Origin of the sequence: Pedobacter sp. V48 (genome assembly GCF_000523515.1) — a bacterium.
Taxonomy (GTDB): Bacteria; Bacteroidota; Bacteroidia; order Sphingobacteriales; family Sphingobacteriaceae; genus Pedobacter.
Map to the genome: position 1 here is coordinate 12,171 of NZ_AWRU01000003.1, position 26,608 is coordinate 38,778.

The 26,608-nt window shown below is 39.6% G+C and carries 24 protein-coding genes and 1 riboswitch; of the genes, 7 read left to right on the forward strand and 17 right to left on the reverse strand.

Annotated features, from left to right (window positions below; all coding sequences use genetic code 11):
• Positions 1-28: 28 nt before the first annotated feature.
• The 8 genes from tatC to pdxA form a co-directional block, all read right to left on the reverse strand.
• On the reverse strand, positions 29-913 hold the full coding sequence (tatC, locus tag N824_RS02770) for a twin-arginine translocase subunit TatC (protein WP_048903630.1): 885 nt from the start codon (positions 911-913) through the stop codon (positions 29-31).
• Positions 914-994: 81 nt separating this feature from the next.
• The gene (gene accC, locus N824_RS02775) at positions 995-2,335 is read right to left on the reverse strand and encodes an acetyl-CoA carboxylase biotin carboxylase subunit (protein WP_048903631.1); all 1,341 of its coding nucleotides are present in this window, start codon (positions 2,333-2,335) and stop codon (positions 995-997) included.
• 144 nt (positions 2,336-2,479) lie between these two features.
• Positions 2,480-2,956, reverse strand: coding sequence for an acetyl-CoA carboxylase biotin carboxyl carrier protein (gene accB / locus N824_RS02780; RefSeq protein WP_048903632.1), 477 nt, complete (start codon positions 2,954-2,956; stop codon positions 2,480-2,482).
• A gap of 152 nt (positions 2,957-3,108) precedes the next feature.
• On the reverse strand, positions 3,109-4,098 hold the full coding sequence (locus tag N824_RS02785) for a beta-ketoacyl-ACP synthase III (RefSeq protein ID WP_048903633.1): 990 nt from the start codon (positions 4,096-4,098) through the stop codon (positions 3,109-3,111).
• A gap of 9 nt (positions 4,099-4,107) precedes the next feature.
• Positions 4,108-5,049: a phosphate acyltransferase PlsX gene (plsX, locus tag N824_RS02790; RefSeq protein ID WP_048903634.1), complete on the reverse strand. Its 942-nt coding sequence runs from the start codon at positions 5,047-5,049 to the stop codon at positions 4,108-4,110.
• Between the two features lie 98 nt (positions 5,050-5,147).
• Positions 5,148-5,339 carry a 50S ribosomal protein L32 gene (gene rpmF / locus N824_RS02795; RefSeq protein ID WP_048903635.1) on the reverse strand — a complete coding sequence of 64 codons (192 nt, stop codon included), beginning with the start codon at positions 5,337-5,339 and terminating at the stop codon, positions 5,148-5,150.
• 18 nt (positions 5,340-5,357) lie between these two features.
• On the reverse strand, positions 5,358-5,891 hold the full coding sequence (locus N824_RS02800; RefSeq protein ID WP_048903636.1) for a DUF177 domain-containing protein: 534 nt from the start codon (positions 5,889-5,891) through the stop codon (positions 5,358-5,360).
• A gap of 76 nt (positions 5,892-5,967) precedes the next feature.
• Entirely contained in the window at positions 5,968-7,047 is a 1,080-nt protein-coding gene (pdxA, locus tag N824_RS02805) for a 4-hydroxythreonine-4-phosphate dehydrogenase PdxA (protein WP_048903637.1), read from the reverse strand.
• A 101-nt stretch (positions 7,048-7,148) separates the two neighbouring features.
• On the opposite strand from pdxA, the gene rsmA reads away from it, so the two are divergent.
• Complete coding sequence (rsmA, locus tag N824_RS02810; RefSeq protein WP_048903638.1) at positions 7,149-7,931, forward strand: 16S rRNA (adenine(1518)-N(6)/adenine(1519)-N(6))-dimethyltransferase RsmA; 783 nt, start codon at positions 7,149-7,151, stop codon at positions 7,929-7,931.
• Positions 7,932-7,977: 46 nt separating this feature from the next.
• Positions 7,978-8,904, forward strand: coding sequence for a 2-hydroxyacid dehydrogenase (locus tag N824_RS02815; RefSeq protein ID WP_048903639.1), 927 nt, complete (start codon positions 7,978-7,980; stop codon positions 8,902-8,904).
• Here N824_RS02815 and N824_RS02820 read toward each other — a convergent pair.
• Positions 8,899-10,776, reverse strand: coding sequence for a M1 family metallopeptidase (locus N824_RS02820; RefSeq protein ID WP_048903640.1), 1,878 nt, complete (start codon positions 10,774-10,776; stop codon positions 8,899-8,901). The two genes, N824_RS02815 and N824_RS02820, sit on opposite strands and share 6 nt — an antisense overlap.
• Positions 10,777-10,967: 191 nt before the next feature.
• Between N824_RS02820 and greA the strand changes: the two genes are divergently transcribed.
• Entirely contained in the window at positions 10,968-11,441 is a 474-nt protein-coding gene (gene greA / locus N824_RS02825; RefSeq protein ID WP_048903641.1) for a transcription elongation factor GreA, read from the forward strand.
• Between the two features lie 11 nt (positions 11,442-11,452).
• Complete coding sequence (locus N824_RS02830; protein WP_048903642.1) at positions 11,453-11,854, forward strand: HIT family protein; 402 nt, start codon at positions 11,453-11,455, stop codon at positions 11,852-11,854.
• Between the two features lie 51 nt (positions 11,855-11,905).
• Here the strand turns inward: N824_RS02830 and N824_RS02835 are convergent, their stop codons facing one another.
• The 4 genes from N824_RS02835 to rsgA all read right to left on the reverse strand — a co-directional run bounded on the left by N824_RS02835 (position 11,906) and on the right by rsgA (position 15,207).
• Positions 11,906-12,232, reverse strand: a complete 327-nt coding sequence (locus N824_RS02835; protein WP_048903643.1) for a nucleotide pyrophosphohydrolase — start codon at positions 12,230-12,232, stop codon at positions 11,906-11,908.
• Between the two features lie 2 nt (positions 12,233-12,234).
• The gene (locus N824_RS02840; protein ID WP_048903644.1) at positions 12,235-13,764 is read right to left on the reverse strand and encodes a glycosyltransferase family 39 protein; all 1,530 of its coding nucleotides are present in this window, start codon (positions 13,762-13,764) and stop codon (positions 12,235-12,237) included.
• Positions 13,765-13,828: 64 nt separating this feature from the next.
• Positions 13,829-14,281: a D-aminoacyl-tRNA deacylase gene (dtd, locus tag N824_RS02845; protein ID WP_048903645.1), complete on the reverse strand. Its 453-nt coding sequence runs from the start codon at positions 14,279-14,281 to the stop codon at positions 13,829-13,831.
• 5 nt (positions 14,282-14,286) lie between these two features.
• Positions 14,287-15,207 carry a ribosome small subunit-dependent GTPase A gene (rsgA, locus tag N824_RS02850; RefSeq protein WP_048903646.1) on the reverse strand — a complete coding sequence of 307 codons (921 nt, stop codon included), beginning with the start codon at positions 15,205-15,207 and terminating at the stop codon, positions 14,287-14,289.
• Positions 15,208-15,466: 259 nt separating this feature from the next.
• Here rsgA and thrA point away from each other — a divergent pair, with 259 nt between their 5' ends.
• From thrA to thrC, 3 genes are read left to right on the forward strand one after another with little or no spacing between them, the layout of a single operon-like run.
• Positions 15,467-17,914, forward strand: coding sequence for a bifunctional aspartate kinase/homoserine dehydrogenase I (thrA, locus tag N824_RS02855; protein ID WP_048903647.1), 2,448 nt, complete (start codon positions 15,467-15,469; stop codon positions 17,912-17,914).
• Complete coding sequence (locus tag N824_RS02860) at positions 17,911-18,846, forward strand: homoserine kinase (RefSeq protein WP_048903648.1); 936 nt, start codon at positions 17,911-17,913, stop codon at positions 18,844-18,846. The genes thrA and N824_RS02860 overlap by 4 nt, the downstream gene beginning before the upstream one ends.
• Before the next feature lie 12 nt (positions 18,847-18,858).
• Positions 18,859-20,169, forward strand: a complete 1,311-nt coding sequence (gene thrC / locus N824_RS02865; protein WP_048903649.1) for a threonine synthase — start codon at positions 18,859-18,861, stop codon at positions 20,167-20,169.
• On the opposite strand, the gene N824_RS02870 is transcribed toward thrC, so the two are convergent.
• From N824_RS02870 to N824_RS02885, 4 genes are all read right to left on the reverse strand, one after another.
• A complete protein-coding gene (locus N824_RS02870; RefSeq protein ID WP_048903650.1) occupies positions 20,156-20,590 on the reverse strand; it encodes an META domain-containing protein in 435 nt (144 codons plus the stop codon). The genes thrC and N824_RS02870 overlap by 14 nt on opposite strands.
• Positions 20,591-20,693: 103 nt before the next feature.
• Positions 20,694-21,647, reverse strand: coding sequence for a methylenetetrahydrofolate reductase [NAD(P)H] (gene metF, locus N824_RS02875; RefSeq protein ID WP_048903651.1), 954 nt, complete (start codon positions 21,645-21,647; stop codon positions 20,694-20,696).
• A 23-nt stretch (positions 21,648-21,670) separates the two neighbouring features.
• Positions 21,671-25,330 carry a methionine synthase gene (metH, locus tag N824_RS02880; RefSeq protein WP_048903652.1) on the reverse strand — a complete coding sequence of 1,220 codons (3,660 nt, stop codon included), beginning with the start codon at positions 25,328-25,330 and terminating at the stop codon, positions 21,671-21,673.
• A gap of 117 nt (positions 25,331-25,447) precedes the next feature.
• Positions 25,448-25,557, reverse strand: a riboswitch (SAM riboswitch).
• 285 nt (positions 25,558-25,842) lie between these two features.
• The gene (locus N824_RS02885; protein WP_048903653.1) at positions 25,843-26,595 is read right to left on the reverse strand and encodes a Bax inhibitor-1/YccA family protein; all 753 of its coding nucleotides are present in this window, start codon (positions 26,593-26,595) and stop codon (positions 25,843-25,845) included.
• Between the last annotated feature and the right edge of the window lie 13 nt (positions 26,596-26,608).

The following is a 26,608-nucleotide window of genomic DNA, read 5'->3' on the forward strand; positions in this document are numbered from 1 at the left end:
TTGTTATTTAATTAAATACTGTATTAGCTTATTTTATCTTGGCTACACCATAAATATCTTTATTTCTTTTCTTTTCTATACTTGCTGATATAAAGATACTCAATTCATAAAGCAAGAATAATGGCAGCGCTACAATAAGCATTGTATATGGGTCAGCGGTTGGTGTAACTACAGCTGCTATTATTAAAATAAGAACAGTTGAGTATCTTCTGCTCGCCCGCATAAATGCCGGGGTCATCACACCTAATTTCGATAGGATATAGATGATAACGGGTAACTGAAAAATCACTCCGGAACCAAGCGTTAAGGTCATTACAGAGGAAAGATAGGAGTCAATAGTAAAGGTATTTTGAATCTCAGGACTTACTGTAAAATTAGTTAGGAAGTTGATGGATAAAGGGCAAATAATGTAATATCCAAATAGTATACCTAAGAAAAATAAAAACGAAGCAAAAGCTACAAAGCCGCTTGCAGATTTTCTTTCGTTCTCATGTAGTGCAGGTTTTATAAATAACCAAAGTTCAAATAGCAGGTAGGGGATACCCAATATGATGCCGACCATCACACAAGAATTCAGTTGAAGTGTGAATTGCCCGGCCATCTCTGTGTTGATGATTTTTGCATCAATTTTTGTAATGCAGAACTCAGGACCTATAGAAGGAAAGCGTTCTACCAGCTTACACATCATGCGATAGGTCCAAAAGCTGGGGTTTTTTGGTCCCATAATGATCGTATTAAAAATAAAATCAGTATAGTAAAATGCCCCGATGGTAAGTACCAGAACAATTGCCAGTGCACGCAATAAATGCTTTCTAAGTACGTCAATGTGGTCAAAGAAAGACATTTCTGCTTCTAATGTTTTCCCTTTTTCTTTTATAGCACCAATAAGGTCCCTTTTTTTAGTATCACTCATGTACGTTATTTGTAAAACAAAAATACCATTCTATTTTATTCAGAATGGTATTTACGTTTTAAATCTTATAAATAGTTTTTTCTATTCTGAAAATTCGAAGGTTTCCATAAACTTCGTGGTAAAATTACCAGCTCTAAAGTTAGGATCTTTCATCAATTTTAAGTGAAAAGGTATCGTAGTTTTTACACCTTCAATTACAAACTCACTTAATGCACGCTCCATCGTACTAATTGCCTCTTCGCGTGTTTGCGCAACACAGATCAATTTAGCAATCATGGAGTCATAGTTAGAAGGAATTTGATAACCCGCATAAACATGCGTATCAACCCTTACCCCATGACCTCCAGGAGAGTGGAAGTTTGTTATTTTACCTGGACAAGGTCTGAAGTTGTTAAAAGGATCTTCAGCATTAATCCTGCATTCAATTGCATGCATATCAGGTAAATAATTTTTGCCTGAAATAGGAACACCTGAAGCTACTTTAATTTGTTCTTTGATCAAGTCGTAGTTGATTACTTCTTCGGTTACCGGATGCTCAACCTGAATACGGGTATTCATCTCCATGAAATAGAAATTTCGGTGTTTGTCAACCAGGAACTCAATTGTACCAGCACCTTCATATTGAACAGCAATTGCTCCTTTGATCGCAGCTTCGCCCATTTTCTCTCTCAACTCAGGGGTCATGAAAGGAGACGGTGCTTCTTCAACAAGTTTCTGATGACGACGCTGTATCGAACAATCGCGCTCAGATAAGTGGCAAGCTTTGCCATACTGATCACCAATGATCTGTATCTCGATATGACGTGGATCTTCGATGTATTTTTCTAAATATAATGCATCATTGCCAAAAGCAGCACCCGATTCTTGTCTTGCACTGTCCCATGCATTTTCAAACTCTTCATCTTTCCATACCACACGCATTCCGCGACCACCACCACCGGCAGTTGCTTTCAGGATAACCGGATACCCCATGCCATTGGCAATTTTTATACCGTCCTTAACACTTTCAAGCAAGCCTTCGGATCCTGGAATAGTAGGGACGCCTGCTTTTTTCATGGTCTCTTTAGCCGACGCTTTGTCGCCCATAGAATTGATTTGCTCAGGTGTCGCTCCAATAAATTTAATCCCGTAATCACGGCAAACCGAAGAGAATTTAGCATTCTCTGATAGAAATCCATAGCCTGGGTGAATTGCATCTGCATTGGTTAGTTCAGCAGCAGATATAATGTTAGGAATGCTCAGGTAAGAATCTTTACTTGGTGGCGGCCCTATACAGACAGCTTCATCAGCAAAGCGTACATGTAAGCTTTCCCTGTCAGCAGTAGAGTATACAGCTACCGTTTTAATGCCCATCTCTTTACAGGTGCGGATAATTCGCAATGCGATTTCGCCCCTGTTGGCAATTAATATTTTCTTAAACATATATTTTTCCTTTTCGTCATCCTGAATTTTCAGGAGTAGTATTTATTGATTTTTTGTCTTCAAGAATGCTACGCAGTTTATTTCGGGATTTATTCTTAATATTCGTTAATGCATATTAAAGATACCGAAAATCAGCATGACGGATTAAATTGGTTCTACTAAAAATAATGGCTGATCGTATTCTACCGGTGACGCATTGTCAACAAGTACTTTTACGATTCTTCCAGAAACTTCACTTTCTATTTCATTGAACAATTTCATTGCTTCAATAATGCAGATTACTTTACCCGCAGAAACCTCATCACCAACGTTTACGAATAGTGGCTTGTCAGGACCGGCTGAGCGATAAAATGTTCCGATCATTGGAGATTTAATGGTAATGTATTTAGAAGTGTCCTCAGCTGCAGGAGCTGCTTTGGTTTCCGTAGCTGACACCGGTTGTGGCGCTGCGGCTGCAGGGATTGCAGACGTAACAACAGGAGCTGGAACAGTAGCATGAACAACTGTTGGGGTCTGATTTGTTTTAATAGTTATCTTGAAGTCTTTTTGCTCAATAGCGACTTCATTTACGCCCGAACGAGAAACAAATTTAATAAGTTCCTGAATTTGTTTGATATCCATTTTTTGGTGTTATTTTAAGAAAACAATGTGTTTTTAGAATTAACTAAGTTATGATTAATTATGATAAAATCATCATGAGTTTGCATTCAAAAAATCAATAAATGCGTCTCATAACGACTTAACAGTCTTTAAGTTGTATTCTGATTAAAAATTTAATAAGCCCATTTTAAGTAAACCGAACCCCATGTAAAACCACCGCCAAAGGCTGCAAGTATAATGTTGTCGCCTTTCTTTAACTGACTTTCCCACTCCCACAAACATAGGGGAATGGTGCCGTTAGTAGTATTGCCATAGCGCTGAATATTGATCATTACCTTTTCAGATCCAACTCCCATTCTTGAAGCTGTAGCATCAATAATGCGTTTATTGGCCTGATGAGGTACTAACCAGGTTACATCTTCGGAGGTAAGGTGATTACGTTCCATAATTTCAGCTGCAACATCTGCCATATTGGTTACGGCAAATTTGAAAACTGCCTGTCCTTCCTGATAAACAGCATGCTCATTGTTATCAACTGTTTCATGGGATGCGGGTCTTGCAGAACCCCCAGCTTTCTGGTGCAAAAATTGTCGGCCAGAACCATCGCTTCTAAGGATTGAGTCCATTACTCCCAAGCCTTCTTCATTTGGTTCTAAAAGTACGGCACCACAGCCATCGCCAAATATAATACAGGTGGTACGGTCCTGATAGTTAATGATGGAAGACATCTTATCGCCTCCAACTACCAATACTTTTTTGTGTTTACCAGATTCAATGAATTGAGCCCCGGTTGAAACACCATAAATGAAACCAGAGCAAGCAGCCTGAAGGTCGTAGCCCCATGCATTTTTTGCTCCAATTTTGTCTGCCAGTATATTAGCAGATGCAGGGAAAGGTAAATCAGGTGTAGTTGTACAGAAGATGATCAGTTCGATCTCTTCAGCAGTGATCCCACGTTTTTTAAGTAATCCATTAACGGCATGAACTGCCATATCTGAAGTGCCTAAACCTTCACCTTTTAGTATTCTGCGCTCTTTTATGCCTGTTCTGGACGTTATCCATTCATCCGTAGTGTCTACAATCGATTCTAGCTCTTTGTTTGTAAGTACGTATTCGGGAACGTAGCCATTAACAGCCGTAATCGCAGCATGAATTTTACTCATTTCTTGATATTAATTATTAAAAGCGGCTTGTATTTTGCCTACCAAGCCTGTAGTAATCATGTCTCTGGACTGTAATATCATATTTTTTACTGCCGTCGGACTAGAAATTCCATGTCCAATAACAACCGGAGCATTTACGCCAAGAACCGGGCTTCCACCGTAATTCTCGTAATTGAAGCGGTCAAAGAATTCGTCTTTCAAACCTCTTTTTAAAGTCAGTACATAGAATGATTCTGCAAGTTTAAGCATTACATTTCCAGTAAAGCCATCACAAACAATTACATCGGCCTTATCGTTAAATAAATCCCGACCTTCTACATTACCTATGAAGTTAAACAGGTTGGTATCTTTCATTAAAGGGAATGTTGCCAAACTTAGCATATTTCCTTTTTCATCTTCCTCCCCAATGTTCATCAAGGCTACTTTGGGGTTGCTTATACCCATTACATTTTCTGCGTACAAGCTTCCAAGTACGCCAAATTGTAATAAAGTATCAGGCTTGCAATCTGCATTGGCACCTACATCCACCATTAAACCTACTCCACCGCTGAGCTTGGGTAAAAAAGTAGAAAGACACGGTCTGATGATTCCGGGAATAGTTTTTACACTAAAAACGGCACCAACAAGCATGGCTCCCGAATTACCGGCGCTTGCAAATGAATCAAGTTTACCTTCTTTAAGTAAATTGAAACCTATAGAAATACTGGAATTAGGCTTCTGAACGATAGCCTTAGTGGGATGTTCACCCATACCTATTACCTCCTCGGTATGAACATATTCAAAGAGATCCGGATCAAATCCGTTTTCGGAGAGTAAAGGTTTAATCTGCTTCGTATCTCCAATAAGCACTATCTGCTCATCTGGAGATAACAATGGATGGGCTGCTATTGCTCCTAAAACATTTGCTTTAGGAGCATAGTCTCCGCCCATTATATCGAGACCTATTTTCATAGTAAAAAATCAGTTTGTGTATAAGGTAAAATCACCCTTGTTTCCAGTCTCTAAGTTAAACTTTCAAAGACTTAAAACACAAACTATTTTTCAGAAAATTAACCTATTGAGGTGTTTTCAATAACTAATTTACCGTTGTAGTACAAGTTACCATCAACGTTGTAAGCGCGGTGAGGTGTGTGGATTGCACCTGTTGTTTGACAAGTAGCTAAAGAAGGAGCTTCTGCTTTATAGTGGGTTCTTCTTTTATCTCTTCTACTTTTAGAAATCTTGCGTTTTGGATGTGCCATTGCTGATTTATTTAATTATTATTTTAATTTTTTTAATGCTGCCCAACGTGGGTCATCATCTTGTTGTTCTTCTTCTTTTTGTGTTCCGATAGAAAGACTTTCCAGTCTTGCTATCATTTCCTGGTCGCATTGCTGGCCTTCGCCATTCTGCTCGCATATTTTTATATATGGTACAGATACTGTGATGAATTCATAAATAAGCTCTGATACATCGATCTCACTTTCTTTCTTACTAAGAACAATGATTTCCAGATCATCACTCTCTAACTCATCTTCAGCAAATTTTACAATCTGCCTTTCCTGTACGCTTATCGGTGCTCCAAACTCGGCTAAACATTTGTCGCAATCTAAAATTATAGTTCCTTCAATGTGGAACTGTAAAATCAGCATTGTTTCTTGTTTGTCTAATTCAACGCTAGCTTTTAAATCACCTTTTTTTACTAAAGAGTATTCAAAAGCATCAAAAAAGCTGTTATCAATCTCAAAATCAAACTGATGTTTGCCAATTTTTAAGCCGGTAAATGGGATTGAAAATTGTTTTAATGGTTTCAATTGTAACAAAATTTTAGCCCGCAAATGTAAGAATTAATTTGACATTTCTAAAATGTTATTGAAAAATAAAATACTCTTAATTTGCGTCATCCTTCATGTCTGCTGCAGTTTCAATAATTTTTCCACCACTGCGGAGTTGATTTTTCAATAATTCTTCTTGTTCTCTACGGTTTTTTACAATGTGGGTAGCGGCAAAAACAGCTTCTATAAAGGAAGTTGGATCTGCAACATTCTTTCCTGCTATATCGTATCCGGTTCCATGGTCTGGCGAAGTACGTACAATCTTCAATCCAGCACTATAATTAACCCCTGTGCTAAATGCGATTGTTTTAAAAGGGATAAGGCCCTGGTCATGATACATGGCCAGTACAGCGTCGAATTGCTTATACCCGCCATTGCCAAAAAAGCCATCGGCAGGATATGGACCAAAGCAAATTACTCCTTTGTCGAATGCCTCCTGAATAGCAGGGATAATGATGTCAGCTTCTTCTTTTCCTAATAAACCATTGTCGCCAGCATGAGGATTAAGGCCCAGTACCGCAATTTTTGGTTTTTCTATCCAAAAATCCTTCTTAAGACTTTCATTCATCATTACCAGTTTCTTTACAATTTTGTCTTTGGTAATGCTTGCAGATACCTCTGTAATTGGAATATGTCCTGTTACCACACCTACACGAATGTCTTCGCTTATTAAAAACATCAGCACATCATCGCTACCGCTGCGTTGCTGCAAGTACTCGGTATGTCCAGGGAAATTAAAAGTATCAGATTGGATATTGTGTTTATTAATAGGGGCAGTTACCAATGCATCAATATTGCCATTAATGAGGTCGTCTGTAGCTTTCTCTAACGATAAAAGAGCATATTTGCCACCAATTTCGTTAGAAACTCCTAAGTCTATTTTAACATCTTCTTCCCAGCAATTGATCAGGTTTGCTTTTTTTGGATTCGCTGCATCCGCATTATTAATCACATTAAAAACAAGGTCATTCATACCCAATGCCTTGCGGTGATAAGAAGCAACTTTAGTATGGCCATAAACAATTGGCGTACAATAATCCAGGATGCGGTTTTCGGATAAGGTTTTAAGGATAACCTCTAATCCTATGCCGTTTACATCACCTATACTTATACCGATTTTAATTTTATTGCTCATATCTAAATAGAAAATTTAGCGCAAATTACAGAATTTCACCTTAATGTTAGTCCGATACTAGTAAAACTTTACTTATTTTGCAGCTTTTAATAGATCAGGATATGAGTTTGGTAAAGGCAAAAAAACATTTAGGGCAACATTTTTTAACGGATAAAAACATTGCGGCAAAAATAGTAAACGGCCTTATTCACACCGATAAATACAAACAAGTACTTGAGGTAGGTCCCGGGATGGGAATCTTATCAGATATTTTGCTGGAGCGGACAGACCTAGAAACTTTTTTGATTGATATAGATGTTGAGTCCTATCATTTTCTGAAGGAAAAGTATCCTCAGCTAGGGGATAGACTAATAAATGGTGATTTCCTGGCGTTAAATCTATCTGAGATTTTTCCTGAAAAATATGCAATCATCGGAAACTTCCCCTATAATATTTCTTCTCAAATCCTGTTCAAGATTCTCGAAAACAGAGCTCATGTAGTGGAAATGGTTGGTATGTTCCAGAAGGAAGTTGCAGAGCGTTGTGCATCCAAAGCAGGTACTAAAGATTACGGCATCTTAAGTGTGTTGATCCAGGCTTATTACGATATTGAATACCTGTTTTCTGTTAAGCCCGGTACATTTAATCCGCCGCCAAAAGTAAATTCCGGTGTGATCAGGCTGAGCCGTAATAATGTAGAAACGCTGCCTTGTGATGAAAAGCTTTTCTGGCGTACCGTAAAAGCAGGTTTCAATCAAAGAAGAAAAACATTGCGCAATGCGCTATCCGGGGTTGTCCCTAAAGATAAAATGGATGACCATGTGTTTTTTGATAAACGTGCGGAGCAGTTAAGTGTTGCAGATTTTATTACACTTACTCAGCATTTAGCACAATTATCCCAATAGGATTGACCAGTAGACCCCGTATTTTTGCATAAATAGAATTCTAATAATGACCAAAGGGAAAATATTAATAGTTGACGATCTGCATCCGGCATTTAAAGAAAGTGCCATTGCACTTGGATACGAAGTAAACGATCAGCCTTTAATTACAAGAGCCGAAACGCTTGCTGTGATTGCTGAATATGAAGGAATAGCTGTTCGAACAAAATTTTTAATTGATAAAGAACTTCTAAGCGCTGGCGTTAAGTTAAAATTTGTTGCAAGGGCAGGAGCGGGCTTGGATAACATAGATGAAGCGTTTGCAAAGGAAAAGAATATTGAACTGCTAAATGCCCCGGAAGGAAATATGGATGCTGTTGGAGAGCATGCTACAGGTTTGCTGCTTGCGCTTATGAATAACTTCCGCAAGGCAGATATTGAAGTAAGAAACGGTGTTTGGGACAGGGAGGGTAATCGTGGATTTGAACTTAAAGGTAAAACCGTTGGGATCATAGGCTATGGCTTTATGGGTAAAAGCTTCGCGAAAAAATTAGCTGGTTTTGAAGTTAACGTTATTGCATATGATAAATATAAAACAGGCTTTACCGATGTTTACGCCAAAGAAGTAAGCATGGAAGAGATTGTGAAGCAAAGCGATGTGCTGAGCCTACATGTCCCACTTACATCAGAAACCAGGCAGATGATAGACGAAGAGTACCTGTTTCACTTTCGTAAGCCAATATTTTTTATCAATACCGCAAGGGGAGAGGTGGTCAATACCAGGGCAGTTTTAAATGCTATAGCAGCAAATAAAATACTCGGAGCGGGGCTTGACGTGCTGGAGGTAGAGAAATTTCCGGCTTTGGGAAATCAGGACTGGTATCAAGGCCTAGCTAAATCCGACAAGGTGATATTAACACCACACGTTGGAGGCTGGACCTTCGACTCTTATCGTAAGATTTCAGAAGTTCTGGCTGCGAAGCTAAGCAAGTTATAATTTCTTTAGCCAAATGTTATCAGAAGGTCTGGCATCCATAAAAATGCCGCCATCTAACGTAATTGATCGCACCGGGGCATTGGCTCTGATTTCAAAGAATGTCTCTTTACGGTTGTTTTTCCAGGTTTCGGGGGTGCGATGAATGAGCTGCTCCTTGCCATCGTTATAAATAACCTTCAGGTCAAAAGGAATTGCAAATCCTCCTGCGTTTTTTATTGAAACGGTATAATTGTTCCCCTTTACAATTACCTTTTCAATGGCAAGGTCTATGTAGCTGTTGCTAAAAAACCAATTGTTCCAAAACCAGTTTAAGTTTTGTTTTGTGGCATCATTAAAGGAATAAAAGAAGTCCCATGGAATGGGGTGCTTACCATTCCAACGGTCCATGTAAGTATGCAGGGCCTTTCCAAACACTTCATCGCCAAGTAGATCTTTTAAAGCCAGATACGCCAATGAAGGTTTACCATATGCATTATTGCCATATCCGGCATCCGATACCTGGGTTGACATAGAAATTATTGGCTGATCTTGCTCTGTCGAGGGGTCAGATATCCAACGTTGTACCCTGAACTTCTTATAGTTTTCGGCAGCTTTTTCTTTGCCTAATTGCTGCTGTCCTATCAAATATTCTAATGTGGTGGCCCAACCTTCATCCATAAATGCATAGCGTGTTTCATTGGTGCCCATGTAAAAAGGAAAATATGTATGGGCAATTTCATGATTAAGAACAAATTGCGAAAACTCAAGGTCAGGAGTGCTGGAATCATTCACCATCATTGGATATTCCATATCTGCAAATCCCTGAAAGGCGGTCATTTTGGAGAAAGGGTAAGGCACTCCCGGCCAATTGTTCGAAAACCAATCCAGCGCAAGCTTCCCCCATTCAACTGCATGAGGAAAATCATTCGCGGCTTCATTATAAGCGGCTTGAACGCTAACCCTTCTATTGGTTTTCTTATCAACCACAACACTTCCCGCGTCCCATAAATAGCTACTGCTTAATGAAAAAGTAACATCGCTTATATTGTTGGCTTCAAACTTCCAGATGTTATCGTCTTTTGGTTTTGTTACCCCGCCTTTTTTCATTTCATCCGCAGTGGCAATATGTATTACCTCATCAGATGTATAAGATTTTTTAAGCCTCGATGCGTATTCTGCTTCCAACACTTCATCGGGGTTTAGCAGATCGCCGGTTGCCCAAACTACGTAATTTTTTGGTGCTTTAACGGCGAGTTTATAATCGTTGAAATCGTTATAAAACTCTGTCCTGTCGCTATGTGGAATCATATCCCATCCATTATAATCATCATACACAGATATTCTGGGGTAAGCGTAGGCAACAAAAAGAGAAGTGTTGTCAATTTGTCCCTCGCGGCCGCTCTGCTTTGACAAGGGATAGTTCCATTCGATCACAAATGTTGCCGGTTGACCTGGGAGTAGTGCGTTCTTAAGTGCAACACTTGCAACGGTACCCCAATCGGTACTGTTCACTTCATGCGTTTGGCCATTTACTGCAATTGATGTTACTTTTAATCCAGAAGTTAAAAAATCGGTGCCCACATAGCCAGATCTTGGAGCTTGAGGTTTGTGGATATTGTTTACAAATCTAATTGCTGCTGATTTTAATGTGTCCGGACTATTGTTTGTGTAAACAATTGTTTCTTTTCCTGTTACGATCTTATTTTTTTCGTCAACCGATACCTGAATGTCATACTTGCCCCGATTTTGCCAGTAATTTTTGCCTGGTTTTCCATCGTATGAACGTGTTCCATTATCATATGCTTTTTTTATATTTCTTGGTGTGTATAATTCTTGCGCACTAACTGTAAATGAAGTGATTAAGAATAGAAATAGGGTTTTTAAAATATTCATTCTATAACTGTTAACTTAATGGAAATATAAAAATAGCCTTATTTTGTTCATAACTGCATCATTTTAGATCAATAATTTGTTTTTGTGGTATTACCCCATTATCTTCGTTTTAATTGAAGCAAGACTATGTAGGTTTAGAATCCCATGTAGTCTTGTTTGTTTTTTAGAGTAACTAACAAAATAAACGAGCTATGACAGAGGTAACATATTATACCCAAGATGGTTTAGAGAGACTAAAAGAAGAGGTGCACTATTTAAAAACTACCGGGAGGCAGTTAATATCTAAAGCGATAGCAGAAGCAAGAGATAAAGGTGACCTTTCTGAGAACGCGGAATATGATGCAGCAAAAGAAGCCCAAGGTTTACATGAAGCCAAGATAGCTAAGCTTGAAACAACACTTTCAACAGCAAGGCTAATTGATGAATCGAAACTGGATACTTCTAAAGTACTGGCATTATCAATCGTAAAGATCAAAAATGTTAAAAATGGCGCTACAATGAGCTATCAATTGGTAGCTGAATCGGAGGCAGATTTAAAAACAGGAAAGATTTCTGTAAAATCTCCTATTGCCCAGGGTTTATTGGGTAAGTCAGTTGGCGATAAAACTGAAATTCAGGTGCCGGCCGGAAAAATTGAATTCGAAATATTGGAAATCACGAGATAAAACCCAAACTCATGTCAAGCATATTCTCAAAAATTGTTAATGGCGATATTCCGGCACACGTAGTTGCAGAAACCAGCGAATTCCTTGCCTTTTTAGACGTTAGTCCCTTAGTGATGGGGCATGTTCTGGTTATTCCTAAAAAGGAAATCGATTACATTTTTGATATGGACGACGAAAGCTATTTCGGACTAACCTTGTTTGCTAAAATAGTAGCTAAGGGCTTAAAAGAAGCTTTTCCCTGTAAAAAAGTAGGTGTAGCAGTAATCGGACTTGAAGTACCACACGTACATATTCACCTGATTCCAATGAATGCCGTAAACGACATGAATTTTAGTAAAGAAAAGCTGAAACCTACAAACGAGGAATTAGCAGAAGCGGCAGCTAAAATTAAAGCAGCACTAACCCTCGATTAAAACATTATTTTTAAATACCTGAAAGGCAGCGTCTATAAACGCTGCCTTTTTTTATTTTAACTTCTCGTTATTTTTATGTCTTTCCGCATCGCGAATATTCTTTTTAACCAAGTTCTTCTCCAGGGCTGTGGTTAAATCAATGCCGGTCTGATTAGCCAAACATATCAACACAAAAAGCACATCTGCCATTTCATCACCCAGATCAACTGCTTCGTCGCTTTTCTTAAAAGATTGTTCGCCGTACTTTCTTGACATGATTCTGGCTACCTCACCAACCTCTTCCATTAAAATGGCAGTATTGGTTAATTCATTAAAATACCTGATTCCTGTAGTATTAATCCATTGGTCTACAGTTTTCTGCGCTTCTTCTATTGTCATTTTTAGTCCTCTTTCATTTCCGCTTTTAAACGGGCATTGATATCAATTTTAGCATTCTCCAGTAAATACACTGAAGTTCCGTATTCACGGGCCATTTTATTTTTAATAGAGTTGATTTTCGTTACCCGTTCAAATATAGGTTTTTCCACTTTCCGATCGGGATCATCATCCTCAATACTCGTAACAAGAATCACATTTTTAATTTGTTTGTTGAGGTTAACCCAGGTAATGTAGTCTGCACTGAATGAAACAGCATTAATGTTTTTAAAAGCAGAATAATGATTTATAGCTCCGGCTTCTCCATAATTATCACAAAGAATAATCAGATTTTCTTTTTGCGGAATCTTTTTATAAACCTCATCTACAATCTTTGCCAATTCCTTCCAGCCAAGCATATCTGCGAAATCCTGAGGTAGATGATGGTTTTTCCCGTCTTCCCATCGCATAGCACCTATTTTCTCAAATTTCTCCTTTTTAAGGATAATTTCCCCCGGGGTTAATATTGGATAGGCAAAAGGCAGAATAAGAAAAAACATGCCTATAGCGGTAATTAAAGGAACAACCTTAAGATACCTTTGCCATCCATTTTTAAATACAGCGGCAATATAAACAGATCCACAAGCCAACAAAACAGGATAAAGTCCCGCTGCATAATATCCTTTTGCTCTGAACCAGGTAAACAAGGCAATAGTAATCAGGTAGCTTAAGCCAATCCATCTTAAACTTTTAAATGGTTTGTAAACAAAAAAGGCAACTGCGGCAGCAAATAAAATCCACAGATCACCAATGTAATAAAGCACCTGGTCTTTGAGAAAATCTATTCGGTTAATTTTATCCAGTTGGGTTACTGCAAGCTCTTTCATATGTTTAACTACAGGGAAGTGGTTCTGATATTGCCATAAAAGATTTGGTAAAACCAGCAGTAAGCCTATGGCAATGGCGAAATATAAGTGTTTGATGGTAAATATATGTCGTTGTCGGGATATGGAAAATCCCAGTGCTAAGCCGACAACCAGAAAAGCAATACTGTATTTGTTTAAAAAACCAATTGCAATAGCAAGTATTGCATAATAAATAAACCTGGGCGTATTTGTAGAGATGTATTTTATAAAGTAGTAGTAAGTGGCTGTCCAGCAAAGAATATCAAAAGCATTGGGCTGAAACAACATATCCAAACGCGCAATGGCACATGCAAACAATGCCACCATACCTAGCACCTTCGCAAACAGATCACCTTTTAGCGCTTTAATAATAAACCACGAATATATTAATGTGCCTGCGCCAAAACACGCAGTAACCAGCCGTATTATAAAAGTGCTGCCACCAAGCAGTTTTATAATCCAGGCGAAAATAGAGGTAGCGGGAGGGACGGATTGGAAGCCCCATGCCAGATGCTTTGCCTGATCAAGGTGTAAAAACTCATCACGGTGTAGTTCATATACCGGATTAATCAGGAAACAGTGTAAAAAAAGCTTCAATACAACGAAGGATACTAAAACAATGGTTTCAGTGCTGGTTTTTTGGAGTTGCATACCAGTAATTTAGGTAAGATTAATTTATGATAAGAATAAATTTACCCAAAATTCAGGAAAGATGTTACTCCTTGTTTTTAGTGTCGATAGTGATCGTTACGGGGCCATCGTTTACAAGGCTTATCTTCATGTCCGCTCCGAATATTCCCGTTTGGATTGCTTTATTGAGCAATGAAGACAATTGCTTAATCATGGATTCGTATAGTGGGATGGCCTTATCGGGTCTCGCGGCCCTGGTAAAGCCGGGTCTGTTGCCTTTTTTAGTAGAGGCAAACAGTGTAAATTGGCTAATCAGTAAAATGTTTCCATCAATATCTGCCAGGCCTTTGTTCATTAGCCCGTTTTCATCTCCAAAAACACGCATGTTCACTATTTTTTGAGCTAGCCAATCCAGATCTTCTTGTGTGTCGGCATCTTCAATACCCAACAACACCAGAAAACCATCCGTAATAGTACCTGTTAGTTTTCCATCTACCTTGCAGCTGGCTTCAGTAACTCTTTGTATAACCGCTCTCATACAGCTTAGGCGCGTGTTTCGTTGCCGTTATAAATACTAAGGTAGCTTTCATACCTGCTTAGCTCTATTTCACCATTTTCTACCGCTCTTATCACAGCACATCCTGGTTCATTCACATGTCGGCAATTATTGAATTTACATTCATTCATCAAGTCCCTCATCTCTCTGAAATAATGACCAAGTTCTTCAGGCCTGATGTCAAATATGCCCAGTTCTCTGATGCCCGGAGTATCTATAAGATAACCTCCGAAAGGTAAAGTATGCATCTCTGCAAAGGTTGTAGTGTGTTGGCCTTTGTCGCTGGCTTCCGATATTTCACCAGTCTTAATACTTCTTCCGGGTAGCAATGCATTAATGAGACTTGATTTTCCTACACCGGAGTGACCAGAAAACAAGGTCGTTTTATCTTTAAGTAAACTTTCTATCTGAGGGATATTGGTGCCTTCTATAGCAGATACGGTATAGCACGGATAGCCAATGTTTTCGTAAATAGCTGCATATTCAGCTAAAATAGCCAAGCCATCTTCATTAAAGAGGTCAAGTTTATTGAAAATCAGAACTGCAGGTATGGAATAAGCCTCGGCAGTTGCCAAAAAACGATCAATAAAACCTAAGGAGGTGCGGGGAGAGGCAAGGGTAACTACCAGAAAAGCCTGATCCATGTTGGCAGCAATGATTTGAGCCTGTTTGGATAAATTGATGGACTTACGGATAATGTAGTTTTTCCGGTCGTGCAGCTTATGGATCACCCCATTGTCCGAATTTGGCTCAAGTTCAAACTCTACCTGATCTCCAACCGCAATAGGATTTGTGGTCTGAATACCCTGAATTCTAAACTTGCCCTTAATCCGGCAGTCATAATTGATGCCATTTTCTGCATGTACCTGATACCAGCTTCCTGTTGATTTAATTACTAATCCTCGCATATAAAGGTGTAAAGGTAAGAAACATGATATAAAATATTTTTATAATCATTTGCTAATTAGAAAAATATAACTTTACTTTACACCACAGCACACTAAGTGTAAAAAATACAATGTATATGAACTCAACAATTACTACCACTACAACCACCACCGGGATTACTCGGAGGAAGGTAAGCTAATGGTGTAACTGAAAAAATAAAAAACCACGAAAAGCGCCTTCCTCTAAACCAGGAAGGCGCNTTTTTTTTAACCAACAACTATGAATATTTTAAAATTTGGAGGCACATCAGTCGGTTCTGTCGATAGCATAAGCGCTTTGATAGAGATACTTAAACCACTGCAGGGAGAGGAGAATCCTATAGTAGTTTTATCAGCAATGGGCGGTGTTACCAACGCATTACTCGACATGGCAGAAAATGCCCGGAACCTAAGAGACTACGGCGACGCATTAAAACTTGTTGAGGAAAAACACTTCAAGGTAATCAGAACTTTATTACCTGCAGGAGCACAAAATCCAGTGCTTACCAAGCTTAAAATTTATTTCAATGAGCTGGAAGATATTTTACAATCGGTGTATAATCTCCGTGAACTTAGTGCCCAAACCAAAGATCTGATTCTTAGTTATGGAGAAAGATGCTCTACCATAATGATCAGCCACATTGCCAAACAACAATTTCCCAACGCGGTGTATGTTGATGGCGCAGAACTGATCAAAACAGATAGTAATTTTGGACAGGCTAAGGTAAATACCTACATGACCGAGATGCTCATTAATGATTTTTATGAAGCCAACCAAGACAAGCTTTTGTTTGTTACCGGTTTCATTTCGAGCAATGATGATGGCCGTGTGACCACCCTTGGCCGTGGAGGTAGCGATTATACCGCTGCAATATGGGGTGCAGCTTTGAATGCATCAGAAATACAAATCTGGACTGATGTTGACGGGATGTTGACTGCAGACCCGCGTATCGTTAAAAAAGCTTTTTCATTGCCTGAACTGAGCTACACAGAAGCGATGGAACTTTCTTATTTTGGTGCCAAGGTGATCTATCCTCCAACCATGATCCCTGCTTTTTTAAAGAAAATTCCAATTGTAATCAAAAACACCTTCAATACCGCCTTTGCCGGAACATACATTAAGCACGGTATAAGCCCTTCAAACCTTCCGATAAAGGGAATCTCGTCAATTGATGAGATCAGCGTTTTAAACCTTTCAGGAAGTGGCATGGTAGGCAAGGCAGGCTTTAGTGGCAGGTTGTTCTCTATGCTTTCACGTGAGCAGGTTAACGTTGTGCTGATCACTCAATCGTCATCTGAGCACAGCATCACCTTTGCGGTAAAACCAGCTGATTCTTTAAAAGCATTGTCGTTAATTAATAAAGAATTTGAACTGGAACTTCAAGCCAGAAAACTTGAATATCCAGAAGTAGAAAACGGACTGTCGGTTGTAGCGATAGTTGGCGAAAACATGAAGCGTACACCAGGCATGTCTGGTAAATTGTTTAGCGCCCTTGGTCGTAATGGTGTAAATGTAAGGGCCATTGCACAAGGCTCTTCAGAATATAACATCTCGGTAATTATCTCAAAAACCGACTTGTCTAAGGCAGTAAATGCCATTCATGATGCATTTTATGCAGATCTTAAAAAAACCTTACATGTGTTCTGCCTGGGTACTGGCAATATCGGTAAAACACTGTTTAAACAACTTCAGGATCAAATGCCTTTCCTTGCTGATAATAACGATTTACAAGTAAAAGTTATGGGGGTAAGTAATACGCGTAAAATGTATCTTGACCCACGGGGAATAGATCTTAACACTTGGGAAGAAGACCTAAACAACCAGGACACAAAAGCAAGTTTGCCTGATTTCATCCGACGCATGAAGGCGATGAACCTTCCGAACTGCGTGTTTGTTGACAATACTGCAAGCCATAATCCGGTTGAGTTTTATCTGGATATATTACAATCGAGCATCTCTGTAGTTACCTGCAACAAAATCGGAAACTCTGCCGATTACGAGCAATATGCAGCATTTAAACAAGCAGCAAGAACTTACGGAGTCGACTTTTTCTACGAAACCAATGTAGGAGCAGGCCTGCCAATTATCCGTACCCTTAAAGACCTGATGTTAAGTGGCGATAAGGTAGCCTGTATAGAAGCCATCCTTTCGGGTACCATCTCTTACATCTTTAACAACTATAAAGACGGAGTTCTTTTTCATGAGGTAGTAAAAGAAGCACAGGAAAAAGGCTATACCGAACCTGACCCAAGAGATGACCTTAATGGTAAAGACTTTATGCGTAAAATGCTTATTCTGGCCCGTGATGCCGGATATGCATTAGAAGAAAAAGATATAGAATTAGAAAATATGTTACCTCCATCGTGTATGGCTGCAGAAAGTGTGGCCGACTTTTATAAAGAGTTAAAAAATAATTCAGCATACTTCGAGAACCTGAAAAAACAGGCAACTCAAGATAATAAAGTATTGAGATATATTGGTAAGCTAGAAGGTGGTAAGGTTTCTATTAACCTGCAGATGGTAGATGAGAACCACCCGTTCTATACCCTTTCTGGTAGTGATAACATTATCTCGTTTACTACTAATCGATATAAAGACAGGCCTTTGGTTGTAAAAGGCCCTGGTGCTGGTGCAGAGGTGACTGCTGCGGGTGTATTTGCTGACATCATAAACGTAGGTAAACGATGAGAAAGTCTATCAAAGTTTTCGCTCCTGCTACTGTAGCAAATGTGGTTTGTGGGTATGATGTTTTAGGTTTTGCCGTAAACCAACCGGGTGATGAGGTAATTATGAGCCTTACCGAGGGTAAGGGTATAACCATTTCAAAAATTACAGGCGATGATGGGAAATTACCATTAAATCCAACAAAAAATACAGTAAGTGCCAGTGTACAACATTATTTAAACCATATTGGTAAACCAAATCTGGGTATAGAAATTGAACTGCACAAAAAGATGCCGATAGGCAGCGGACTCGGTTCAAGTTCTGCAAGTACTGTAGCTGGTTTGTTTGCTATAAACACATTGATGGGTAATTTACTAACCAACAAGGAACTTGTTCCTTTTGCCATGAAAGGTGAGGAGCTGGCTTGTGGCTATGGTCATGCCGACAATGTTGCGCCTGCCTTAATGGGTGGTTTTGTATTGATCAGAAGCTATCAGCCTTTGGACATCATTAGCCTGCCTTTTCCTGAAGAGATGCACGCTGCAATTGTGTATCCTGAAGTTGATGTGCCAACTAAAGATGCCCGCCAGATGATCCGTTCCAAAGTGTTGTTAAAAGATGCCGTAACCCAATGGGGAAATGTGGCCGGACTGGTTAGTGGATTGTTTATGAAGGATTATGATTTGATTGGAAGAAGTATGACAGATATACTTGTTGAACCAACACGGTCCATCTTAATTCCTGATTTTTACAAACTGCGCACTATTGCTATGAAGACCGGTGCGGTAGGTTTTGGTATTTCAGGATCAGGCCCATCGGTATTTGCACTTACAAAGGATGTAGATACTGCAAACAAAATCACTGAAAAATTAAAGCAGCATTTAAAGAGTATTGCTATAAATAGCCTGTCTTTTGTTTCAGAAGTAAATAAAAGAGGCCCTATTATATTGGATTAATAACCAAACAAAATGAAACTATACAGTACCAATAACCACAGTTTAAAAGTAGATTTTGCCACTGCTGTTTTTAACAGCATGCCTTTGGATAAAGGCTTATATATGCCGGTTCAAATTCCAGAATTGGACAAAGAATTTATTGATAATATAGATCAGTTCACTTTATCGCAAATTGCCTTTAAAGTTGCTTCAGTATTACTTAAAGATGCTATACCTTTAGAAGACCTTCAAAGCATTATTGATGATGCTATCAATTTTGAAGCTCCTGTGGTAACACTTGACGAAAACACTGCGGTACTAGAACTATTCCACGGTCCATCACTGGCTTTTAAAGACTTTGGTGCGCGATTTATGAGCCGGATTATGGCTTATTTCTTAAAAGATAATGAGAAAACCCTGGATGTACTTGTTGCTACATCCGGCGATACCGGCGGGGCTGTAGCATTAGGCTTTTTGGGCGTTCCTCATACCAGGGTAACCATTCTTTATCCCAAAGGAAAGGTAAGTGAAATTCAGGAGCTGCAACTTTGTACAAACGGGCAGAATATTCATGCGGTAGAGGTAGATGGAACTTTTGACGATTGCCAGGCTCTGGTAAAACAAGCTTTTGCAGATGAGGAGTTAAATGCGAGATTGAGGTTAACCTCGGCAAATTCCATCAATATTTCCAGACTAATTCCGCAAACATTTTACTATTTCACTGCCTATGCCCAGCTAAAGAGACAAGGTAAGCAGGAGGTGGTGTTTTCTGTGCCAAGTGGAAATTTTGGGAACATTGCCGCGGGCCTTTTAGCGTATAAGATGGGCTTGCCGGTAAAGCAATTTATAGCGGCAACCAATGTAAATGATACTGTTCCAAGATTCTTAGAAACAGGTGTCTATGAAACCAAGCCATCTGTGCAAACCTATTCTAATGCCATGGATGTAGGGGCACCAAGTAACTGGGTTAGGATAATGGACCTGTTTAAGAACGATAAGGGAGCGCTACAGCAGATCGTGCAGAGCTATCGCTTTACCGATGAGGAAACGGTAGGGGGCATAAATGCGATATATGAGCAGTTCAATTATATAGCTTGTCCGCATACTGCAATAGCGTGGCTTGCATTCCAAAAATATAAAGCGGAACATCCTGACGATGATTATACCGGTGTTTTCCTTTCTACAGCGCATGCCTGTAAATTCCCTGATGTTTTTCCGGAAGGAATCAAAGCAAATATTGAGTTCCCGGACCAGGTAAAAGATCTTTTGGCTAAGCCAAAAAAAGCAGAAAAGATGAATACAGACTATGAGTCGTTTAAAAAGTATTTAACTACTTTTTACTAAACCGCATAATAGCGATATCGCCCATCATAAAGTTAAGGGTGGTATCGCTGGTTATTGAATACGTGCCTACTTTCTTTAACATTTGTACAAATGTAGATTCCCCTTCGCCCGGACAAGCCATTCTTGTCATTGCAAAAGGAGCCGTAAAGTTGATGGATGTATCATCAGCAACAAGTGCTCCTGAGTAAGAATTACAGCTGGTATTCCCACTAAATTTTTTATCAGCCACTTCGAATGTGATAGTAGGTTTTTTACCTGGATATAAACCATTAAATGCTATTCTTGGACCCGAAATATAGTTTAGTTCCCAGGTTCCGCTCAATTGAGATAGCCCACCATTTCCTATTGTTCCAGACTTTATAGTAGTACAGGCAGTAAAGGCACTTGCAATTACAAGTATAAGTAGCATCAGTTTTTTCATAGCGGTAAAATTAGTTTGTTATCCTAAAGGTACAAAGACTATTTTAAAAACGATCGGTATCCTGAGTTTTTCAGGATACCGATCGTTTTGATTGTATTGTTTCTTAAAATATGGCCTGAGCGATCTTTTTGGTAGGCTCGGGATTGCTCATTGTATAAAAGTGCAATACCGGTGCGCCAACCTGGATTAGCTCCTTGCATTGATGTATCATCCATTCTATACCCACTTCTTTCACCTGTTTCTCATCCTTGCATGCCTGAACTGCTTCAGTTAGCTCCTCCGGAAGATCGATGTGAAATACCTTTGGTAAACTGATTAACTGCTTAGACGAGGTAATTGGTTTTAAGCCGGGAATGATAGGTACGTTGATCCCGTTCTCTCTGCATTGCTGTACAAAATTCACGTATTTGGTGTTGTCAAAAAACATTTGCGTTACAATGAACTCTGCGCCCATATCCACTTTTTGTTTCAGATACTTAAAGTCGGTCTTCAAATTGGGTGCTTCGAAATGTTTCTCCGGATAACCGGCAACACCGATGCAAAAATCTGTTTTAAATGCAGAATGATCTTCGTGCAGGTACTTTCCGCTGTTCATATCAGTTACCTGCTGCAGCAAATCGGTTGCAAAAGCATGTCCACCCGGGGTAGGGATAAAAGAAGAATCCGCATGGCGGGCATCTCCTCTTAATACCAACACATTGTCGATACCCAGAAACTGAAGGTCAATCAATGCATTCTCTGTTTCTTCTTTGGTAAAACCACCGCAAATCAGGTGAGGTACTGCATCTACTTTGTACCTGTTCATTATAGCAGCACAAATGGCTACTGTACCCGGTCTTTTGCGATAAGAAACTTTTTCTAACAGGCCGTTACTGTGTTGTTTATAAATATAGTCTTCTCTGTGATAGGTTACATCTATAAAAGGAGGGTTAAACTCCATCAACGGATCTATTGCCTTATAAATTTCGTCTATGCTTTTGCCTTTTACAGGCGGTAATAATTCAAAAGAGAACAAGGTTTTATCCTTGGCATTATTAATATGATCTACAATTTTCATTTTGGTCAGGTTGTTTGGTTAATTTAATAGGCAAGATTAGGGCTTAGCCATCTTTCTACTTCTTCTACAGGCATGTCTTTTCTGATCGCATAATCATCAATCTGGTCTTTGGTTATCTTACCAAGACCAAAATATCTTGATTGCGGATGGGCAAAGTAGAAGCCACTTACCGCTGCGGTAGGATGCATGGCATAGCTTTCAGTTAAATGCAGGCCAATTCTGTTCTCAGCATCAAGCAATTCGAACAAAGTACCCTTTTCGGTATGCTCCGGACAAGCTGGATAACCCGGTGCCGGACGAATACCTGCGTATTCCTCTTTAATCAGTGCCTCATTGTCCAGATTTTCATCCTTTGCATAACCCCAGTAATCCTTACGGACAAGCTCATGCATCTTCTCAGCAAAAGCCTCAGCAAGCCTATCGGCCAATGCTTTAGCCATAATACTGTTGTAGTCATCATAGTTAGCCTCAAATTCAGCCACCATTTCATCACAACCAATACCTGTAGTAAGTGCGAAACCGCCAAAATAATCAGGCACACCAGTTTCCTGTTGCGCAATAAAATCTGAGAGCGCATAATATGGTTGTCCGGCAACTTTTTCAGCCTGTTGACGTAAAGTATGGATCACTACCTCTTTACCTTCAACATCAAGTACAATATCGTCGCCTTTTGCATATGCAGGCCAGAATCCTATTACCGCTTTTGCGGTAAGTAGTTTTTCGTCAACGATCTTTTTTAATAGTGCTTTGGCATCATTAAAAAGTTTTTTAGCCTCATCGCCGACAACTTTATCTTCAAGAATACGTGGGTAACTACCACGCAGTTCCCAGGTTTGGAAAAAAGGAGTCCAGTCTATATAAGGCACAAGCTCCTCTAGCGGATAGTTCTCAAATACCCTGGTACCGGTAAAGGAAGGAGCAGAAGCAACTAATGCAGTATCTATTTTAAAGTTATCCTTTCTGGCCTCTTCAATAGTTTTAAAGCGTTTATCAGAGCGCTTGTTTAAGTGAGCCTCACGCGCTTTGTCATATTCTTCGCGTATGCCACGAATGTACTCATCGCGGGTATCTTTGTTCATTAAAGTACTGCAAACAGTTACACTTCTCGAAGCATCGAGCACGTGTATGGCCGGCCCCGAGTAGTTAGGGGCAACCTTAACAGCAGCATGAATCCTGGAGGTAGTAGCACCGCCTATAATTAAAGGAATGGTAAAGCCTTCACGCTCCATCTCTTTGGCAAAGTGCACCATTTCATCAAGCGAAGGGGTAATCAAGCCACTCAACCCAATAATATCTGCATTTATTTCTTTGGCTTTTTTAATGATTTCCTGTGCAGGAACCATTACACCCATATCGACAATTTCGAAGTTGTTACAAGCTAAAACTACGCCTACAATGTTCTTCCCGATGTCATGAACATCTCCTTTTACAGTAGCCATTAATACCCTTCCTGCCGATGAATTCTGATCCTGATCCGGGTTGTCTAGCTTTTCCTGCTCAATAAATGGCAGCAGATAAGCTACAGCCTTTTTCATCACACGGGCAGATTTTACAACCTGTGGCAGGAACATTTTGCCGGCCCCAAACAGGTCGCCTACAATGTTCATTCCGTCCATTAACGGGCCTTCAATTACCTGGATTGGTCTGGCGTATTTCTGACGTGCTTCTTCCACATCGGCATCAAGGTATTCTATGATTCCTTTAACTAATGAATGAGAAAGCCTTTCTTCGACACTGGTTTTACGCCATTCTTCATCCCTTACAATCTCTTTACCTTTAGATTTGATGGTGTCTGCAAATTCAACCAATCGCTCTGTAGCATCATCCCGGCGGTTTAACAACACATCCTCAACAAGCACTAAAAGTTCTGGTGGAATTTCCTGATAAACCTCTAGCATCCCTGCATTTACAATCCCCATATCTAAGCCAGCTTTGATGGCGTGGTATAAAAATGCCGAGTGCATAGCTTCCCTAACGGTATTATTACCTCTAAACGAGAAGGAGATGTTTGAAACACCACCACTTACTTTTGCATGTGGCAGGTTTTCTTTAATCCATCGCGTAGCATTTATAAAATCTACCGCATAATTATTGTGTTCCTCTAATCCGGTTGCAACGGTAAGAATGTTCGGATCAAAGATGATGTCCTGAGGCGGAAAACCAATTTCATCAACTAAAATATCATATGATCTTTTACAGATCTCTTTTCTTCTTTCAAAATTATCAGCCTGTCCTAGCTCATCAAACGCCATTACTACTATGGCAGCGCCGTAGGTCATGATTTTGCGTGCACTTTCGCGGAATTTGTCTTCGCCCTCTTTAAGAGAGATGGAGTTTACAATTCCTTTTCCCTGCAAGCATTTTAATCCGGCTTCGATAACCGTCCATTTAGACGAATCGACCATGATGGGCAACTTGGAAATATCAGGTTCAGAAGCAATCAGGTTAAGGAATTTGGTCATCGAGGCTTCCGAATCTATCATCCCCTCATCCATATTCACATCAATAACCTGTGCGCCACCTTCAACCTGCTGACGTGCAACAGCAAGAGCAGCCTCAAAATCTCCACCTAAAATGAGTTTAGAGAATTTAGGCGAACCGGTAATGTTTGTACGCTCACCTATGTTTACAAAAATACTCTCTGGAGTTATGGTAACTGGCTCCAACCCGCTTAAACGCAGATAAGGGTCTATCTGGGGTATTTTTCGTGGTGCTACATTTTTTGCTTTTTCGGCTATGCAACCGATATGCTCAGGTGTAGTTCCGCAGCAACCACCTACAATATTTACAAAGCCATGCTGAATAAAATCTTCCACCAGATGAGCTGTTTCGTGAGGCATCTCATCGTAAGCGCCAAATTCATTTGGCAAACCCGCATTGGGATAGGCAGAAACATAGCAACCTGCTTTAGCAGAAAGTTCTTCTATGTGCGGCCTCATGTCTTTTGCCCCTAAAGCGCAGTTGAAGCCTATACTTAACGGATTGGCGTGTATTACAGAATTTAAGAAAGCCTCGGCAGTTTGACCTGATAGGGTTCTGCCAGAAGCATCGGTAATGGTTCCGGAGATCATGATCTCTATTTTACGGCCAATTACATTTTCATATTTTTTGATCGCAAATATGGCAGCCTTGGCATTTAAGGTGTCAAAAATGGTCTCAATTAAAAGCAGGTCTGAACCGCCATCAACCAGTCCGCGTATTTGTTCGTAATAAGCATCAACCAATTCATCGAAAGTAAGCGCCCTGAACCCTGGATCGTTTACATCCGGAGAAATAGATAGTGTTCTGTTGGTAGGGCCTACGGCTCCTGCAACAAAGCATTTTCTGTCGGGATTAGCCGCCATGAATTCATTAACTGCCTCTTTGGCGATTTTAGCCCCCTCAAAGCTCATCTCATAATCGAGCTCTTCCATCTGGTAATCGGCCAGTGAAATACGTTGGGTACTAAATGTATTGGTCTCAATGATATCTGTACCGGCCTTTAAATATTCGGTGTGAATGGCCTTAATGATATCTGGACGGGTGATGTTTAGTAAGTCGTTATTACCTTTTACATCACACGGGTGATCTTTGAACCGCTCGCCCCTGAAATCTTCTTCAGAAAGGACGTAACGTTGTATCATAGTGCCCATCGCACCATCAATGATCAGGATACGTTTTTCTAACTCTGCTCTAATGTCCATTTTTAATAGTAATATGAGTAGGTAATAAGCTAAAGTTGATAGAGGCTGCGCCTAAACAAGTGCCGAACTCATTACATACAAAGCTTATTCGAAAAGTCCGGTTTAGGTGTCGACTTTAACTTATCTTTCGGGAACCAATGGTTTGGCTCCAGTAGAATGTAGCACCTTGTAAGCACAGGTTGCTAAGACTTCGCAGGGTCTAATCCCTCCGTCTTTCTCTATAAGCATTACAAAGGTGCAACAAAGAAAAATCATTTCCAAAATTTAGACCGTTAAAGCATATAAAATTGTACAGAGGAGACAATTAACTCAGGACTTCGAAACATTGTTTTGAAAAAATGATGATGCACAGCTGAATTTGAAAGTGTAAAATGTGTTTAATTCACAAGATGGCAGTGTGTTGCATCGCAGTAGTTTATTGGGGTCAATACAATGTTTAAACCATCAATAAGCAATNAAAAAAAACCATGCAAGTAGCATGGCTTTTTTTAATATGTTTAAGAAACAGACTGTTATTTTCTGCTTCCAAAGATTCTTAGTAGATATAAGAAGATGTTTATAAAGTCAAGGTAAAGAGATAAGGCTCCCATGATTGCCAATTTCTTAGCATCAGTTGCCGCCATCTGATCTCCATTTTCTTCAATACCTGCACCAATACGTTTCAGTTTTTGAACGTCATATGCTGTTAAGGCTGTAAAGATTGCTACTCCAAAGAAGCTCATTATATAGCTAAAACGATCACTTCCGATAAACATGTTGATGATACCAGCAATGAATAAGCCTACAACGCCTACCATTAATATAGGACCAAATTTGCTTAAATCTACATCTGTAGTGTAACCTAAAACTGCCATTATTCCAAATATACCTGCTGCGGCAGCAAAACATGCTACGATTGAACCTGCAGTATAAATAAGTAATATAAAACTTAAACTAACACCTAAGAGGACCGAAAATAGAACAAATACGCCTAATAAAGCACCATAAGACAGGCGGTTAAACCCTGTTCCCATTAAAATTACCAGACCTAGAGGTGCAAACATGGCAATATAACCTAGTATTGTTCTTTGTCCTGTTTCAAAATTAATTAATTGACTTAAAGCTGCAGGAGAGGTTGAAATAAGAAACGCAGCTAATGTTGATAAGCCAAGCGCCACAAACATCCATAAAAAAACATTAGCGAAGAATTTCTTGGCAACCTTGCCAGTTAAGTCTTCTACAAAAACGGACTGTTGTGCCCAATCATTATTATTGTTATTATTCATGTGTTTTAAATTT